The sequence below is a fragment of the Paenibacillus sp. Cedars genome (genome assembly GCF_003184205.1).
Classification (GTDB): Bacteria; Bacillota; Bacilli; order Paenibacillales; family Paenibacillaceae; genus Paenibacillus_AQ; species Paenibacillus_AQ glucanolyticus.
On the sequence record NZ_CP020866.1, the window covers coordinates 4,063,085 to 4,079,543 of the forward strand.

The following is a 16,459-nucleotide window of genomic DNA, read 5'->3' on the forward strand; positions in this document are numbered from 1 at the left end:
GTCATAAGCCGAGTTTGTCCGTCAAGCGTCTCCAAATTTCATACAAAAAAGCCCAGTGAATGCTCACTGGGCTTTTTTCATGGTCATAACAACGCCTCGAACCAGCAATGCTGCTGCATCGGAGACATGACCCGTATCGTATTCGGAGTGCTGTGCCGAATTTGGTATAAATTTGACATCCATGCCGAATGAACCTGTCATCTGGGACATGGAATCAGAAGGACGGCATCTGCATGCTTCCCATCTGCGGATGGATTCTGCCCGCACAAACGCATGGGCATCCTCATCAGTCTGCCGATTCTGGTGGATGAATGGGTGTGTCGTATGCATCATGAGGTAGGGCATTCCTTCGGCCTCCTGTACAATGATCTCCATCTGATACATTGTATTATACCATACGATAAAACTTGCCTTCAATTGTCACGGAGTTGCTTTAGAATCCGCTTCTGTCCCCTGTGCATTGTGTTTGCCAGCAAGTTCGTCTTGCAGTGCTTGTCTTGCTGCGTCCAGTTCATCGTTATTAATGTAGACGTTAGGACTTCTCCACTCACCGGTTATTGGCATAAATTTAACATCTTCTTTTCCAATATCATAATAAGTCATAAGCAAATCTCGGATCTGCTGCTGCTCGAAATCGGTGGTCATATTGTCACTAACCGCATCTAGCGCATTGCCAACCTTCGTAACGCCACCGAACGATTTCATCCTGTCGAGCAGGGAATGCAGCACCTCGCTTTGACGAGCGTTGCGATCAAAGTCGTTGGATTCCTTGGTCTTCGGACTACAGTTCATAGATTTGCGGTAACGTACATAATCTAGCGCCTTCTTGCCATCAAGCTTCTGCGGACCCACCGTCAGGTTAATATCAGTTCCATCCACCGAATCCCGATGGCACATATTGTATTGGACGTTAACGTCTACACCGCCGAACGTATCCACAACATCACGGAAGCCCTGAAAATCGATAACTGTCACATAGTCGATATTAACGCCAAGATATTTACTCATCATCACTTTCATTTCTTCTTCAGCCGGAATACCGCTGCCCGGCTCCTTCTTCTCAGCTGCATTGTATGCCGCTTTAAACCTTGGATAATAAGCGTTGAGTTTGGATGACTTATATCCTTCAAGTTCAATCAGCGTATCCCGAGGGAGTGATACCAGCGTTGACGAATTGGTTTCCGGATGCATTGTGGCCACCATTACTACATCCGTCAAATAAGTTCCGGTCTCCGGCCGATGATCCGTACCCAAGAGAAGCACGGTGAGCGGCTTTTCTTTTGCGGATTGTCCAGGTGCTACAGGCTTGTCGATCCCGCTTTTTTCAATAACCTGATTCCCCTTGACGAACAGGTATCCGGCATAACCTGCTGCTGCCAAGACTGCGATTAACAGTACGATAAGAACAAATTTAAAAAATGATTTCCATGGACTTTTTTTCTTTTTTGGCACTGGCTGTTTCTTGCCCTTCCCCCCACTTTTGGCTCTCGGAGGGAGATTGGTATGATTAGAATTCATATCATAACACCTGATTTCATTCAAATTAGATGAATGTCCGATAAACGCTTCAAATATCGAAGCATTTACCGGACCATGGTTGTTGACTTCTCTCTCTTATAAACGATGGGGACTGACAAAAAGTTGCCGTATACTTGTTGCCATAGCTGCTAAATTTCTACAAGGCCTAAGACTTAGGCTCAGCCTGGGACTTCTTCTTCTGACGATCTTCGACAAAGTAACGAATACGCACCATCAGCATCAATGCCACAGCTACTAACAAACATTGGATAATCGGCAGCTTGTCGATCTGAAACACAAGCAGTATCGCCGAACCCAAGGCCATCAAGATATACAGCAGAATTTCCTTTAATAAAGGAAGCTTCTGCTTTACACGGAATACCTTGTTGTAAACGTAGGTGATCAGCACAAAAATGACAATATAGGAGATGAGCGGGTGCGAGGCAAACCATTCTTGCATGATAGGTTCACTCCTTTAGACAAGTAGATCTCTATCTATTATAGATTTGCTTGCGCCATTTTACGATGTTTTTCTGCACGCTCGCGCTCACTCTTGTTCAGGATCTTCTTGCGAAGACGAACGGACTTCGGTGTAATCTCGCAGTACTCGTCATCATTCAAGTACTCCAGAGCCTGTTCCAATGAGAAGATGACCGGTGTTTTCAATTTAACAGTATCATCCTTAGTTGCCGAACGAACGTTGGTCAATTGCTTCTCTTTACAGATGTTTACAACGATATCGTTATCGCGGGTATGTTCCCCGACGATCATGCCCTCATAAATTTCAGTACCCGGCTCCAGGAACAGGGTTCCGCGATCCTCAACCGACATCATCCCGTAGAACGTTGTAGAGCCGTTCTCCGTAGAAACCAGAACGCCTTGGTGACGTCCGCCGACTTGGCCGCCGATAAGCGGTCCATAGCTGTCGAATGCGTGGTTCATGATGCCGTAACCGCGAGTCAGCGTCAAGAAGTGTGTACGGTAACCGATAAGGCCGCGGGCCGGAATCAGGAACTCCAGACGCACTTGTCCGTTGCCGTTGTTCACCATGTTCACCATCTCGGCCTTACGAGCACCGAGGCTCTCCATTACAGCACCTGTGCTTTCTTCAGGCACGTCGATCATCAGACGTTCGATCGGCTCCATTTTGGCACCGTCGATTTCTCTGACGATAACCTCAGGCTTGGATACTTGAAGCTCGTAGCCTTCGCGACGCATATTCTCAATCAGAATACCGAGGTGAAGCTCACCGCGACCTGAAACGATGTACGCATCCGGACTGTCGGTTTCATCCACTCTCAAACTTACGTCTGTTTCCAGCTCTTTGAAGAGACGGTCGCGCAGTTTACGGGATGTTACCCATTTACCCTCGCGTCCGGCAAAAGGACTGTTGTTTACAAGGAACGTCATTTGCAGAGTAGGTTCGTCAATTTTAAGAACTGGAAGTGCCTCGGGATGTTGGGGATCGGCAATGGTTTCTCCGATATTAATATCTTTAATTCCCGCGATCGCCACAATGTCTCCTGCTCCTGCTTCAGCAACTTCAATCCGCTTCAGTCCTTGGAAACCGAACAGTTTCTCGATACGGGCATTCTTGGTGGAACCGTCGCGAAGCATAACGGTTACCGGCTGACCTTGCTTAATAATCCCGCGGTTCACACGACCAACGGCGATACGGCCAAGATATTCATTGTAATCCATCAAGGTTACGAGGAACTGAAGAGGCTCGTCCACTTTTTCGGTAGGGGAAGGAATATGGTCAATAATGGTTTCGTAAAGAGCAAGCATGTTATCATCCTGCTTATCGGCATCCAAACTTGAAGTACCGTTCAAGGCTGATGCATATACAACAGGGAAGTCCAATTGGTCGTCGTTCGCTCCAAGCTCGATGAACAGGTCCAGGACTTCATCAATAACTTCAGCCGGGCGAGCCGCTGGGCGGTCGATTTTGTTAACTACAACGATTGGCGTCAAGTTATGTGCAAGCGCTTTGCCTAATACAAACTTGGTCTGAGGCATACAGCCCTCATAAGCGTCAACCACGAGCAGAACGCCGTCGACCATTTTCATAATACGCTCTACTTCACCGCCGAAATCGGCGTGTCCAGGTGTATCCACAATGTTAATCAAGAAATCTTTATACGTAATAGCCGTATTTTTGGCTAGAATGGTAATTCCGCGTTCGCGCTCCAAATCATTGGAGTCCATCGCGCGCTCCTGCAGCGTCTCATGCTCCCGAAAAATACCGGACTGCTGCAGCAGTTGGTCTACAAGTGTTGTTTTGCCATGGTCAACGTGAGCAATAATGGCAATGTTGCGAATCTGATCTCTTGATTGCATAAATATATCTCAAATCCCTTCTATTCGAATGAGCCACAAAGAAAGCGCCGGACGACATACCGACGCTTCAACATACTTCCTATAATATAGGTAAACGAGCGGGAAAATCAAGTCTTTTCAGAAAACTTCCAGTAACATTTATCTCTTACCAATTACCAACCTCTGCTCCATTTATTATTCCGTCTAGAGCGATTACGGCCGAGGATCATCCAAATGCCTGCAGCAATTAAGATCAGGGCAATAAGATAGAATCCCCCGGTCTCTAGCCAGGTGAATATAAAAATCAGAATGGAGAGCAGCGTAAGTCCAAGCGCAACAGGCAGTGCAGCACCGGGACGCGGAGTCTCATACAGATAATACTCATACAGGCCAACGGCAACGCCAAGAATCAACACAGGCCATAATGAAGCCATCAGTCCCCATCCTCCAATATTGCATATGAAGAACAGGATCCCGTAAACCGTTAGAATACCGCCCGGTATGAGGATGGCGGCAGAGGCACGGCGACCAAAAAACATGATATGCAGAAAAATACCCGGCAGCAGCAGAACCAGCGGCCATAATGTTCTGCCTAAAAATCCAAACACACCCAGCTTGCCGAGCAAAATAACGACTCCAGCGACAACGATGAATATACCCAGCGCCAAATCTTTTCTGGAGGACATTTGATCACCCTCTCCTCATTATATGTATCACCCAAAATAGCGGTTTATAAAATAAGTGGTTACGTTAATTTTAGCCCAAACCGACAAAAAAAACCATATCTTGAGTTTGTTCCACTCAAAAATAGCATCGCCCTGCAGCATATGCCTTAAGCAAACAAAAAAAGATGGCTGCCGATGCAGTCCATCCTTTTGTTTCCAGCTTCCTATTTTATTACCGGAGTCTCACCCGTTCCATATGTTATGAACCGGATTATGTCCCCGGCCGCCTTATCGTCTGCAGTCCTCCAATCAGAACGACAGCCCCTGCAATGACGATTGGCAGCACGTTATGGGCATACGGCATCCAAGAAGCCAGAAGCAGACCGACGCGCGAGTCTTGTATGAGCATTTCGCCTGCCGTAAATGCTAGAATACCGGCTCCTATGTAGAGCAGCACGGGGAAATGATGAAGCAGCTTAGAGATCAGCCCGCTTCCCCATACAACAATGGGAATGCTTAACAGGATGCCGATGACAATCAGGGCAAGGTCACCATTTGCCAGGCCCGCAATAGCCAGCACATTGTCCAGGCTCATCACAAAATCAGCAACCAGAATGGTATTGACCGCTGCCCATATCGTCAAGGAACGGGACATGGCAACATCCTCATGCTCTTTTTGTGTCATTAGTTTTATGGCGATCCAGATCAGGAGCAGTGCACCGCCAGCTTGCAAAAACGGGATTTTGAGCAGCAGAACCGCAGCAAAAGTCAGAATGCACCTCAGAAGAACCGCTGCGCCCGTTCCGATCCAGACCGCCCGTTTGCGGTGCAATTCAGGAAGGTCCCTGCTGGCCATCGCTATGACCAGGGCGTTATCACCACTGAGTACAAGGTTAATCAGCAATATCTGTCCCAACAAAACAATCGTCTCCACAAGAACAACACCCCCACTCTACACATATGTGGTAATTGTCCAAGCTATGCTTGCACATCGGGAAAAATAGGCCTATAATAAATCCACTTTGTTTATTGTGGAACCGTATTTTAAGAGGAGTGACATTCATGGAAACCACAACCGCTGAATTTTTTCTCGCACTAATCAACATTGTGTTTCTGGATTTGATCTTAGCCGGAGACAATGCCATTGTGATCGGCCTTGCGGCACGCAACCTCCCGAAGGAAACCCAGAAAAAAGCAATCATCTACGGTACGGCCGGAGCGGTTATTCTTCGTATCATAGCCACCATTCTTGTTGTATGGCTGCTCAATATCCCTTGGCTTCTGCTCGTTGGAGGCGTACTCCTGATCGGGATTGCCTACAAACTGATGACGGACGACAACAATGATCACGACAATATAAAAGCAGGCAAAAGCCTTGGAGCTGCGATTCGCACCATTATTATTGCCGATGCCGCCATGGGGCTGGACAACGTAATTGCTGTTGCAGGAGCAGCCAAGCACAATATGATTCTTGTTACCGTGGGTCTTCTCATCAGCGTTCCCATCGTGGTGTGGGGCAGTACCTTGTTTATCAAATTGATCAACCGGTTCCCTTGGATCATTTATGTAGGCTCTGCTGTACTTGCATTCACGGCATCCTCCATGATTACCGATGAGAAGCATTTCCTCAGCTACTTTGAAGGACATCTGATCATTAAATACCTGTTCATTGCGGCCATAATCGTGGGCGTACTGACGGCAGGGCATCTGAAGAAACGATCTGTGCAGCGGCGTCAGTCCTCCACCCTCTCCTAATCGAATACTCTACTGTACGAACAAAAACACCCCAGGGGATCAGCCTTGGGGTGTTTTTCAACTTTTGTTTCATCTGCGTTTATATACGAATTATAACCTGATCCTGGATAAAATCTAGAACCAGTCTTCGTTTACTGTGAACTCTTCATTCTTCTCAGCCATCGTACCGATCTTGCTGTCAGGCGTAATGATGACAGTCTCCGTGCCTTCAACCGCAGCCTGAAGCAGAGCAGGGAGCCGAGTTAACGAGGCCTCCACTTTCTCGATAATGTTCAGGTTCGGATTCGTAGTTGGAGATTTAGGCACAAATAACGTGCAGCAGTCCTCATACGGTAAAATCGACGTCTCAAACGTACCGATGTCCATTGCGATATTAATGATATCATTCTTATCCATCATGACAAGCGGCCGAAGCAGAGGCAATTCGGTTGCTCTGCCAATGACATTCATGCTGGGCAGTGTCTGACTGGCTACTTGTCCGAGACTGTCCCCGGTTACAATGGCCAAGGCCCCTTCACGCTCAGCGAGCGAGGAAGCAATACGAAGCATCGCCCTGCGCATGAAGGTAATAATCAGATTATCCTGCCCAATGCCGACAAAAGAAGTTTGCACATCGGTGAATGGTACGAGATGTAGCTTGATTTTGCCGGTATAACCGGATAACAGTCTTGTCAATTCCATTACTTTTTCCTTGGCCAGCTGGCTCGTGTAAGGGAAGCTGTAGAAATGAACGCATTCAATTTCGAGGCCCCTGCGCATGGCCGACCAACCGGCTACAGGACTGTCAATCCCACCAGAGAGGAGCAGCATGGCCTTGCCGTTTGTGCCGAGCGGATACCCGCCTGCCCCTGGAATGACTTCATAATAGAGGTACGTCTCATTCTCACGAATTTCCACGCGCAGCTCAATATCCGGCTTCTTCACCTTTACTTTAAGCTGAGGATAGGTGCGCAGCAGAGGGGAACCGACCAGATGATTCATCTCTTGTGAGGAATGGGGGAACTGCTTCCATACTCTTCTGGCATTGACCTTGAAGGTTGTCGTATCGGTTAATTCCTTCTGCCCCACAAACTCAACTGCTGTAGCAATAATGGGGTCAAGCTCGGATGGACATACACGAACAGGGCTGATCGAAACAAGCCCAAACACCTTCTTGAGGGCATGGATCAGAATCTCGGGAGGTTCTCCGTTCAGCTCAATATACAAACGACCGTATTCCTTCAAAATTTTGGCTCCTGGATACGGTTTAAGCACGTTTCGGATATGATTTAACACCGATTTCTCGAATCGGTTGCGGTTTTTGCCTTTTAGGGTAAATTCGCCAAAGCGAAGCAGCAGCATATCATAGGTCATCTTCGGTTAACCTCTCTTTCTATAATGGGACGCAGTTTACTGCACGCATTAGCCAAAACCTCCACGAATCGAGCCGCATCGCCGAGCTGATGCTCTTTACCGAGACTGATGCGGATTCCGGAAGAAGCTACCTCCATGCTTTTACCCATAGCAAGCAAGACCCGACTGGGCTCGCTTAATTTGGAAGAACAGGCGGATTTGGTTGATATAAGCATTCCCATCTCTTCCAGGGCATGAACCATCACCTCCGGTCTTAGACCCGGATAGGAAAAATGAATAATATGCGGCGCATCCAACTCATTGCTGTTTAACACCAAACCGGGTATTTTGCGTATACCCTGGAACAGAAGCTCCCTCAGTTCCATCATCCGGGCGTAGAGCTCAGGTTGTCTCTCTTGGGATAGCCGCATGGCCTTCGACATGGCAACCGCACCTGCGACATTCTCCGTTCCTGCCCGCAGTCCATTTTCCTGCGATCCACCAGATATCAACGGAAAGAGCTGAACCCCTTGCTTAACGTACAGGACACCCATCCCTCTTGGACCGTTGAATTTGTGGGCGGACATGCTGTACAAATCCGCTTGCCACTCGGAGATGGTTACGGGCAGCTTGCCAAATCCCTGCACGCCATCGACATGAAAGAGTGTGCGCGAATTCACTTCCTTCACGATCCGGCCAATATCAGCCAGTGGCTGGATGGCGCCAGACTCATTATTCACATGCATGATGCTGACAAGTACGGTATCTTTACGAACAGCTTCCTTCAAGACATCAAGATCAATCACACCAGCAGCATCGACTGGAAGATAGGTTACTTCCCAGCCAAGCGATTCCAGCTGTTTGCAGCATTCATAAACCGAAGGATGCTCTGTTCCCGTTGTGATGATATGGCGCCCCCGGCTGCTGTACTGCATCGCGGACCCTTTAATAGCCATGTTATTGCCTTCCGTTGCACCAGACGTAAATACGAGCTCTGATGGCAGAACATCAAGTGATGCTGCGCAGACCTCCCTTGCCCTTCTCAGAAGTTTAGCGGCTGCCTCCCCTGAGCGGTGAAGAGCAGACGGGTTCGCGTAATGTTTCTTCATCACTTCGGACATCGTATCCACCACTTCATCAAAAGGAGGGGTCGTTGCAGCGTGATCCCAATATATCAAGGTTATTTCCCCTTTCCATTCTTACGCCATCGCATGTTGTAAATCATATCATTCCAGACCTTTATATTTACACAAAAAGACCAAACGGTAAAGCCGCACTCCATCTCAATCGGACAAAGTCATGCTTATCGTTTGATCCTCTATCAGGTTTACTATTCATCCCGAAGCGGGGTTATAAACTGTATTTCGACTGTGCATTCATTACTTTGCCAATATAAGCCTGGGTTTCCTCAGGTAACATATGTACCATCGACATAAGCTCCTCATCACTGGATGCGCCCAAACCTGCAACTCGTGTCGGACCTGCATTGTAGGCTGCAAGCACCATCGCCAATTCCCCGCCGAACCGCTGAATCAGACTGGATAAATATTTGGTGCCACCTTCAATATTCTGAGCCGGATCAAATGGGTTGCTGACCCCAAGTCCCCTTGCCGTCCCATCCATGAGCTGCATCAATCCCTTTGCTCCTGCAGATGATACTGCATTGGGGTCAAAAGAAGATTCTGCGTCTATAACCGCCTTGATCAGTGATACGGGCACACCATATCGTTCCCCCGCTGATGTAATTAATTCTTCAAATGTCGTGGGCTTGGTCGCTCCCGTGTCATTCAGCGCTCCCTCTACAGGATAATACGAATTGGATTCCTGGACGGCACCAAGCTGCTGCCACAGCAGTCCATCCTTAAAGGTAACACCAGGGGCAAGCTGCGTAATGGAGCGCTCTACCGGCTGGGACGAGGCTTCTTCTTGAATCAGGCTGCTTAATACATCCACAAAACCGGCTGCCGATCCGGTGGAATTCGTATTCACCTGTGGTACATCCGTCATTTGCTTCCATGTTATCGAATCGATCTGCATCATATGGCTCACTTTCTCCCGCAAAAATTTCAAACTTGTCCTTTCATTTTACCATGGAATTGGAACAATCTGCTATACCCCTTCGACAAAAAAATTGCGGATCACCCTTTTTGATGGATGACCCGCCCATATAAAATGATCTATCTGCTGAAAGGAATCAGGATAAAATAACTGAGCGTTGCCAATATGCCAAGACCCATTGACCATGCCCCCGTTGTTTTGCTGCCTTTACTATAAGCATAATAACCAACAACCGTTGCGATGGGGCCCAGAATCACCGACCACATAAACAGGGAGGCAATACCCATTACCAAGCCGACATATCCTGCCGTGCGGCCTGCAGACAAGCCTGTTGCATCATCCTCGTCCACGCTGCGCACAGACGTTTCCATTGGCGGGGCAACCTCAGCGGCGTATTCCTCACGGTGATCTTTACGAGGGAAGTCCACTCTGTTCCGATTGCTATCCACAATCTTTATCTTGTTGTCGCGGTGTTTATCATCCATTGCTAACTCCTCCATTTCCTTCAATCTCTAATAAGCGGCTTCCGGAGAATATCCGGCACTCCGGGCATTCCGTTTAACCCTTTGGCTTAAAGGTAAGGCAGCAGGTCTCTGAGGACTTGTCGGCAACATCCTGATGATCGTCCACATAAGGCTCTGCTCCATACTCCTCATTGAGTTTTACGTTTGCATGACGGTCGATTTCGATCATAATCATCTCGGCGTGACATAAATTTTGTTCTCCCCAGTAATGGCAATTGCTTACACTGCACTTAACTAATGGTTTGGCTTCGTTGGCCATTTTAGCATCACCTCGTCAACATTTTTTCCTGAGTTAACTGCTGGTATGCACAAGAATGATTGTCAGTTGGTGTTAAGGAGTCACCACGCAAAAAAGAGATGCCAATGTATGGCACCTCTTGTTCTTTCCTTGTTTGTATTAAGCGTGACTTTTCTCGGATTGCATACGGCGCTCCGTTAAATAATCACTTTCGTAGTAGGCAAGATCATCGCGAAGCTCTTCATAAATTTTGGTAATATTCATAATGACGTCACGTGCTGGTCGAACCGGCTTCTTCCGAAAACGGATGGCATCCTGTCCGGTGTAAGCATACCGGCCATCTTCCGAATAACTTTCGTTTTTCGGATAGAAAAAACTATTCACGCAGCGGTGATACAAGTTATACAAAGCCTTCTCGGCAAAATCGATATCAAAATTAGGGCGACGCTGTACAACACCAAGCTTCTCATAGGAAACTTCTGAAAACACAAGCAAATGGCGAACATCTGACAGAAATCCTTTGTAAAAATGAACGGTTTCCTCATCCTGTTCTGTTACCAATTGAGATAAAGCATGTTCATTCAAAAATGTTTCCATAATCGAAATAGCAGATTTCAACTTTTCTCTGGATTCGGAGCACAATTTCTGAAGATTGTCTGCTGGCATTACGATAGATCCCCCTTAAATGGTCGTGACCATACAGGTCATTTTGCCTGACGGTCGTTTTAATATGTACTATCCTAACACAAATTTTGGGATAACGAAATCCCTATCATGAATACACTTACAAGGTTATTTTTAGTACAAATCATTTTTCCCATTCAACCCTAAATTTCACAATGCCCCGAGAACGCATAAAATAGATTCTCACTCCCCACGCTAAGACTAATTAAAATACGTAATGCGGTGAGGAGGAAAATTTGTGAAGTCACGTACCATGTGGAGCATCATCGGTGCCGCGTCTATTCTTGGCGTGCTCCTGATCTCCCTGTTCACCCCGGGTTCGAAGCAGCCGGCTCCAACTGCCGAACCATCACAGCCTTTGCAGCCTCAGCAGGAGAATAAAGCCAAGAACTTTACCATGTTAAGCGACATCAAGGCTACGGATAAATTAAACCGGCTCGATGCAAGGGGTCACTTAAGCAAGATGCTGAAGAACGAGTCTTTACGAAATGCCGGACAGATTAAAGCCTATACGCTGAAAGAGCAAAAAACACACAAGCATTTTCAGCAAATTCGGTGGTACAACCTGAAGCAGAATAAAATGACCGATATACAAGGTCAGCTTCCCAAGATGAGTAAAAAGGATAAGGATCTGATTGCCCACCATTTTCAGATGGCACAGCAGAAAATCAAACATGGCGAAGCGTATGATTCACCAAAATTTACTGCTGCTGGGCAGCCTTATTTTGTTGTAGCGGAGCCATCCCAGGATGGAAAATATGGTGCAGCCGCTTTGGTTAACCAGGCTGTGCTTCAAGAGGTCAGCAATCACCAGAAGCGCAATCTGCGCTTGATCCCGTACCCGAAGGAAGGAAAATTCCGGGTGGAATCCATTCATGCCGATACACTCTCTGACATTACCGTCAAGACCGGTCATGATAATGAGAAGGCCAGCCATTTTTACGAAAATGAAATCGTTGTGTCTTTTCAGGCTGAACCGACAAAGCAGCAGCTTCAGCACATCGGGAATGAGATTTCGTGCGATACCCCTAGGAAACTTGGCTATGCTTATATTTTTCGGTCCAAGAATATGGACTACCAACATCTTCGTGCCTACTTCCAGAAGAACTGGGACACCAAATATACCGAGCCACACTATATTTACTTAACCAATGACCGTCTGCCTCAATCGCGGATGTCCTCCGATGCCTTGCCGGATGGCGCAAATGCGCAGGTCAATATTCCAAATGATCTGCTGTTCTCCCAATATCAGTGGAATTTGCCTGTCATTGAGACAAATCGCGGCTGGGATTTATCCAAAGGGAGTGAGGATGTTGTCATCGCCGTGATAGACACCGGAGTCGATCTTACGCATACCGATTTGAATGGACAGCTGGTGGAAGGCTACAACATTGTGGATAATGACCAGCAGCCGCTGGACGATGTCGGACACGGAACGCATGTGGCAGGCATTATCGGCGCTCTGGTGAACAACGGTGAAGGGGTCGCCGGGGTTAGCTGGTACAATAAAATCATGCCGGTCAAAGCGCTTGACAGCTCGGGCTCCGGCACAACCTATGCTGTAGCAGAGGGCATTATTTGGGCGACAGATCACGGAGCGAAAGTCATAAATATGAGCCTTGGCAACTATGCAGACTCTCAATTCTTACACGATGCTGTAAAATACGCCTATGACCGTGATGTTGTCCTGGTTGCCGCCTCGGGCAATGACAACACAGAGCGCCCTGGTTATCCTGCTGCCTATCCTGAGGTGCTTGCTGTCGCAGCGACGGACTCGAATCAAAAGAGGGCGGAATACTCCAACTACGGCGACTACATTGATGTATCGGCCCCCGGAACCAATATCGCCAGTACGTTTCCAGGCAATCAGTACGCCGCACTTTCCGGAACCTCAATGGCCAGTCCTCATGCAGCTGCCATGGCAGGGCTCATCCGTTCTCTTAACCCGGACCTGACAAATCAAGAAGTTATGGATGCTATGATCAAACAAGCCGTAGATCTTGGCGATAAGGGAAAGGATAAGTATTATGGTCATGGTCAGATCGATATTTTCCAATCTCTGAAGGCCGTTGGCACCTCGGAAGTTCCTCTGCAGTTATGGCCAGGCCATGCGTTACGCAATCTGGAACACGAGCTGCGCAAACTAAACGGGTCTAACCGATAATAAATATAAAGAATAAAGCAGCTTCCGCCCATCAAGCGTTGGCTGCTTTATTTCTCTATGCGTTCAACAGTAGCTTCCGATATTATTTCTTGCGGCGGGAACGGCTAGTGCGTACAGCCGCTTTCTTCGACCGCTTGCTGGATACGGTAACGCCGCCGTAGCCTCCAGGGCCTGTTACTACCTCTTCCTCGCTGTACGTGTATACATGTTTCTCCACCGGCACACAGTGTACTTTATCCACCACTTTAATTGGATGAATAACAGGTACGATTTGCGGTATAAAGTGGTCTCTAACAACTACAATCGGTTCGCACATAATCGGCGACACAGGACATGGATTTTCGTTATGACAAGACATATTTTTGCAACTCCTTTCCGTTGATGCTTATAGCTTATTATTCAAGGGGCTATTTGGTATGGACGATTGTCCTTGAGAGGCAATTCATCCCCTTTAATTTTCGCGGAATCAAGAAAAAACGCGCATTCTCTTTACACTCCTCAACACGGAGCGGTAAGAAAATACGCGTTTGTACCTTTACGGATTAGATATAAATAAACCGTTGTTCAGTTGGGAAAGTTTTCCGTAAGCCGGGTTCTGTGCTCTTCGTGGTCATAGCGGGAACTACCCTGCCACCATAAGCGACAATCATCTATCTAGGCCGATCATTACTAATCGACTCAAGCGACCAACCCGGACGCGCCTCGGGCTAAGGCTGTCTCCTCGAAGGAAACTGCGTCCCATTAGGTCTTGCTCCAGGTGGGGTTTACCAGGAACGAAGTCACCAGCGTTCCTCGGGGTCTCTTACACCTCGGTTCCATCCTTGCCTGTGCCGCAATGAAGCGGTCATCGGCGGTCCATTTCTGTGGCACTATCCTTCAACTCGCGCTGACTGGACGTTATCCAGCACCCTGCCCTATGGAGCCCGGACTTTCCTCTCGCGGCTTGCACCGCCAGCGATTGTCTGTCAAACTTTCCGGACAACATTATATATTATATCTTGATTTGCAGCCATACACAACCCTGCAAACTTTTACAGCAGCTTCGCAAGCGAGTATTAACTTCCAAGCACTAACCTGTACATAACAACATTTACCTACATAAACCGAAACGGCTCTGTATTAATACGGGAAGCCACAACCCGAGTGTCATACTTATGCTCCTGCAGCTTCTGCTCCATCCATTCGGCAACCTTAACCTTCATTATTTTCTCGGCATTATGTCCAGGATCAATAATGGTAAGTCCCGCAGCCAGTGCATCCTGCGCCGTATGATAATCCACATCGCCTGTAACCAGCACATCCGCGCCGCGGAACAGAGCTTTCATCATATAACGCCCTCCGGAACCTCCGATGACCGCCGCCTTCCGTATGGTGCGGTCGAGTTCCCCTACGACACGAACGTGAGGGACATCCAGCTTCTCCTTCACTACTTCCACCAGTTCAGCCAGCGTCTGGGGCTCCTTCAGCTTGCCAACCCGGCCAAGGCCGAGGGATCTTCCCTTCAGATCCATGGAATACAAGTCATAGGCCACCTCTTCGTAAGGATGCGCTCTAAGCATCGCCGCAACGACCTTGTTCCGGATCGTATGAGGAACAATCGTCTCAATTCGAACCTCGTTAGCCCGCTCCATCTGACCTTCCTTGCCCTGAAACGGACTGCTGCCTTCTCTTGGCACATAAGTACCAAAACCCTCGATATTGAAGCTGCAGTGGCTGTAATTTCCGATCCAGCCTGCACCTGCACCCAGAACGGCATCCAATACCTCCTGATGATGGCTCTTCGGTACAAATACCACCAGCTTCGACAACTGCTCGTTATGCATGTCATGGATGGGTGACGTGTTCTCTATGCCCAATGCTTCAGCCATCCAATCATTCATGCCGCCTTCGGTCACGTCGAGATTTGTATGACTCACATACACGGCAATATCATGCTTAATCAGCTTTTCGTATACTTTGCCCATCGGCGTGTCCGTCTGCAGCTGTTTCAATGGACGATATATTATAGCATGGTGCGCGATAATGAGATCGGCACCAAGTTCGATAGCCTCATCCACGACTTCATCATTGACATCCAGTGCTACGAGCACCGTCCGAATATCCTTCTGCAATGTTCCGAGCTGCAGCCCGATCCGATCATCGGGTTCGGCTACATGCTTCGGGGCTAATTGCTCCATGTATTGAATTACCGTTTGTCCTTTGGCAAGCATGCCAGCACCTCCTGAATAAATTCAATATCCGATCGAATCTCGTTAGCCTTGCCGACTGCCGAGTCCTGATCCGAACGCGAAAGCGATTGAAGTATGTAGTTCATCTTCTCTATCTCGGCTTTCCACTTATCGTGAAATACGGGATTCGGAGTCTTCGTCAGCCAAGGTCCCATACGCAGCAGCCAGTCCAAATTCAACTCAACGCCAATAGCGATCGTTCTTTCCGAATACACCTGCTCATTCGTCAGATTCGTCAATTCTGCAGGCTCCGCAACCAGTACCTCATAGATTTTGCCGTCTTCCTCCAGAATGAACTCCTCAATCAGCACCCAAGCGTGGGAGTACAGCCATTTACGTAAAATGTCCTCTCCGACATTCGGCTGCAGGATCAGCCTGTTCACGCCGGCCAGCTTGTCCTCGCCGCGGTCCAAAATAGCGGCAATCAAGCTGCCGCCCATGCCCGCGATTGTAATGACATCAGCCTCACCTGCTGAGAGTACATCCAAGCCGTCTCCTCTCCGTACACTGATCACCTCGGTCATTCCTGATTCCATAACCTGCTTTACGGCAGCGTCGTAAGGTCCCGGATTCACTTCACCCGCGATCGCTTTGATCGCGGCTCCGCTTTCCACAGCAGCCACAGGAAGCAATGCATGATCGGAACCGATATCTGCAAGCCTGCTGCCGCGTGGGATCTGCTCCAATATTTGCGATAATCTCTTTGATAATTTCACAATGACACACCTTACCATTCCATATTTTCATCCGAATCACAATCTATTCATTACCCTAACAGACACGATGCCAAACTGCAAACCGGCAAAATGAGCGAAATAATTCGGTGCCGTGTCATTTGCAATGGGTTTGGAAAAGAGCTAAAATAAAGACCAATAAAACAAATACAGGAATAAATACCAAAACCAAGAAATCGTTGCGCCGCGCTGCTGAACTTCGAAAAAAAGGACCTGCTGCTGTTACTGCAGAAGGTCCGT

At 48.0% G+C, this 16,459-nt stretch carries 17 protein-coding genes and 1 other RNA gene; 2 read left to right on the forward strand and 16 right to left on the reverse strand.

Annotation, left to right across the window (positions count from 1 at the left end; genetic code table 11):
* Positions 1-63 precede the first annotated feature (63 nt).
* The 6 genes from B9D94_RS20525 to B9D94_RS20550 form a co-directional block, all read right to left on the reverse strand.
* Positions 64-345 (reverse strand): hypothetical protein, encoded by a 282-nt coding sequence (locus tag B9D94_RS20525; protein WP_172963976.1) that lies wholly within the window; start codon positions 343-345, stop codon positions 64-66.
* Between the two features lie 75 nt (positions 346-420).
* Entirely contained in the window at positions 421-1,518 is a 1,098-nt protein-coding gene (locus B9D94_RS20530; protein ID WP_036644416.1) for an LCP family protein, read from the reverse strand.
* Positions 1,519-1,684: 166 nt separating this feature from the next.
* Entirely contained in the window at positions 1,685-1,978 is a 294-nt protein-coding gene (locus B9D94_RS20535) for a YlaH-like family protein (RefSeq protein ID WP_006209052.1), read from the reverse strand.
* A 38-nt stretch (positions 1,979-2,016) separates the two neighbouring features.
* Positions 2,017-3,858, reverse strand: a complete 1,842-nt coding sequence (gene typA / locus B9D94_RS20540) for a translational GTPase TypA (RefSeq protein ID WP_006209051.1) — start codon at positions 3,856-3,858, stop codon at positions 2,017-2,019.
* A gap of 152 nt (positions 3,859-4,010) precedes the next feature.
* Positions 4,011-4,523: a hypothetical protein gene (locus B9D94_RS20545; RefSeq protein ID WP_036644418.1), complete on the reverse strand. Its 513-nt coding sequence runs from the start codon at positions 4,521-4,523 to the stop codon at positions 4,011-4,013.
* 250 nt (positions 4,524-4,773) lie between these two features.
* Positions 4,774-5,436 (reverse strand): TerC family protein, encoded by a 663-nt coding sequence (locus tag B9D94_RS20550; protein WP_148247868.1) that lies wholly within the window; start codon positions 5,434-5,436, stop codon positions 4,774-4,776.
* A 128-nt stretch (positions 5,437-5,564) separates the two neighbouring features.
* Between B9D94_RS20550 and B9D94_RS20555 the strand changes: the two genes are divergently transcribed.
* A complete protein-coding gene (locus B9D94_RS20555; RefSeq protein WP_063478954.1) occupies positions 5,565-6,257 on the forward strand; it encodes a TerC family protein in 693 nt (230 codons plus the stop codon).
* Positions 6,258-6,371: 114 nt separating this feature from the next.
* On the opposite strand, the gene thiI is transcribed toward B9D94_RS20555, so the two are convergent.
* The 6 genes from thiI to B9D94_RS20585 form a co-directional block, all read right to left on the reverse strand.
* On the reverse strand, positions 6,372-7,610 hold the full coding sequence (gene thiI, locus B9D94_RS20560) for a tRNA uracil 4-sulfurtransferase ThiI (protein ID WP_036644423.1): 1,239 nt from the start codon (positions 7,608-7,610) through the stop codon (positions 6,372-6,374).
* Complete coding sequence (locus B9D94_RS20565) at positions 7,607-8,767, reverse strand: cysteine desulfurase family protein (protein ID WP_148247870.1); 1,161 nt, start codon at positions 8,765-8,767, stop codon at positions 7,607-7,609. Before B9D94_RS20565 ends, thiI begins: the two co-directional genes overlap by 4 nt.
* Positions 8,768-8,939: 172 nt before the next feature.
* The gene (locus tag B9D94_RS20570; RefSeq protein ID WP_172964066.1) at positions 8,940-9,626 is read right to left on the reverse strand and encodes a lytic transglycosylase domain-containing protein; all 687 of its coding nucleotides are present in this window, start codon (positions 9,624-9,626) and stop codon (positions 8,940-8,942) included.
* A gap of 140 nt (positions 9,627-9,766) precedes the next feature.
* Positions 9,767-10,132, reverse strand: coding sequence for a hypothetical protein (locus B9D94_RS20575; protein WP_006209043.1), 366 nt, complete (start codon positions 10,130-10,132; stop codon positions 9,767-9,769).
* A 73-nt stretch (positions 10,133-10,205) separates the two neighbouring features.
* Positions 10,206-10,430, reverse strand: coding sequence for a DUF1540 domain-containing protein (locus B9D94_RS20580; protein ID WP_006209042.1), 225 nt, complete (start codon positions 10,428-10,430; stop codon positions 10,206-10,208).
* Positions 10,431-10,568: 138 nt separating this feature from the next.
* Entirely contained in the window at positions 10,569-11,075 is a 507-nt protein-coding gene (locus tag B9D94_RS20585) for a YpuI family protein (RefSeq protein ID WP_006209041.1), read from the reverse strand.
* Positions 11,076-11,331: 256 nt separating this feature from the next.
* Between B9D94_RS20585 and B9D94_RS20590 the strand changes: the two genes are divergently transcribed.
* Positions 11,332-13,257, forward strand: a complete 1,926-nt coding sequence (locus B9D94_RS20590) for a S8 family peptidase (protein WP_148247873.1) — start codon at positions 11,332-11,334, stop codon at positions 13,255-13,257.
* Between the two features lie 82 nt (positions 13,258-13,339).
* Here the strand turns inward: B9D94_RS20590 and B9D94_RS20595 are convergent, their stop codons facing one another.
* The 4 genes from B9D94_RS20595 to B9D94_RS20610 form a co-directional block, all read right to left on the reverse strand.
* A complete protein-coding gene (locus B9D94_RS20595) occupies positions 13,340-13,615 on the reverse strand; it encodes a hypothetical protein (protein ID WP_036644428.1) in 276 nt (91 codons plus the stop codon).
* A 211-nt stretch (positions 13,616-13,826) separates the two neighbouring features.
* Positions 13,827-14,231: RNase P RNA component class A (gene rnpB, locus B9D94_RS20600), an RNA gene on the reverse strand.
* A 120-nt stretch (positions 14,232-14,351) separates the two neighbouring features.
* Complete coding sequence (locus B9D94_RS20605) at positions 14,352-15,467, reverse strand: Nif3-like dinuclear metal center hexameric protein (protein ID WP_148247874.1); 1,116 nt, start codon at positions 15,465-15,467, stop codon at positions 14,352-14,354.
* On the reverse strand, positions 15,443-16,201 hold the full coding sequence (locus B9D94_RS20610) for a tRNA (adenine(22)-N(1))-methyltransferase (protein WP_063478950.1): 759 nt from the start codon (positions 16,199-16,201) through the stop codon (positions 15,443-15,445). The genes B9D94_RS20605 and B9D94_RS20610 overlap by 25 nt, the downstream gene beginning before the upstream one ends.
* Positions 16,202-16,459 lie beyond the last annotated feature (258 nt).

Bases quoted from the DNA above. Each gene is read 5' to 3' on its own strand.
- B9D94_RS20525 (WP_172963976.1), bottom strand. From the start codon at position 345: ATGCCCTACCTCATGATGCATACGACACACCCATTCATCCACCAGAAT.
- B9D94_RS20530 (WP_036644416.1), bottom strand. From the start codon at position 1,518: ATGAATTCTAATCATACCAATCTCCCTCCGAGAGCCAAAAGTGGGGGG.
- B9D94_RS20535 (WP_006209052.1), bottom strand. From the start codon at position 1,978: ATGCAAGAATGGTTTGCCTCGCACCCGCTCATCTCCTATATTGTCATT.
- typA (WP_006209051.1), bottom strand. From the start codon at position 3,858: ATGCAATCAAGAGATCAGATTCGCAACATTGCCATTATTGCTCACGTT.
- B9D94_RS20545 (WP_036644418.1), bottom strand. From the start codon at position 4,523: ATGTCCTCCAGAAAAGATTTGGCGCTGGGTATATTCATCGTTGTCGCT.
- B9D94_RS20555 (WP_063478954.1), top strand. From the start codon at position 5,565: ATGGAAACCACAACCGCTGAATTTTTTCTCGCACTAATCAACATTGTG.
- thiI (WP_036644423.1), bottom strand. From the start codon at position 7,610: ATGACCTATGATATGCTGCTGCTTCGCTTTGGCGAATTTACCCTAAAA.
- B9D94_RS20570 (WP_172964066.1), bottom strand. From the start codon at position 9,626: ATGCAGATCGATTCGATAACATGGAAGCAAATGACGGATGTACCACAG.
- B9D94_RS20575 (WP_006209043.1), bottom strand. From the start codon at position 10,132: ATGGATGATAAACACCGCGACAACAAGATAAAGATTGTGGATAGCAAT.
- B9D94_RS20580 (WP_006209042.1), bottom strand. From the start codon at position 10,430: ATGGCCAACGAAGCCAAACCATTAGTTAAGTGCAGTGTAAGCAATTGC.
- B9D94_RS20585 (WP_006209041.1), bottom strand. From the start codon at position 11,075: ATGCCAGCAGACAATCTTCAGAAATTGTGCTCCGAATCCAGAGAAAAG.
- B9D94_RS20595 (WP_036644428.1), bottom strand. From the start codon at position 13,615: ATGTCTTGTCATAACGAAAATCCATGTCCTGTGTCGCCGATTATGTGC.
- B9D94_RS20605 (WP_148247874.1), bottom strand. From the start codon at position 15,467: ATGCTTGCCAAAGGACAAACGGTAATTCAATACATGGAGCAATTAGCC.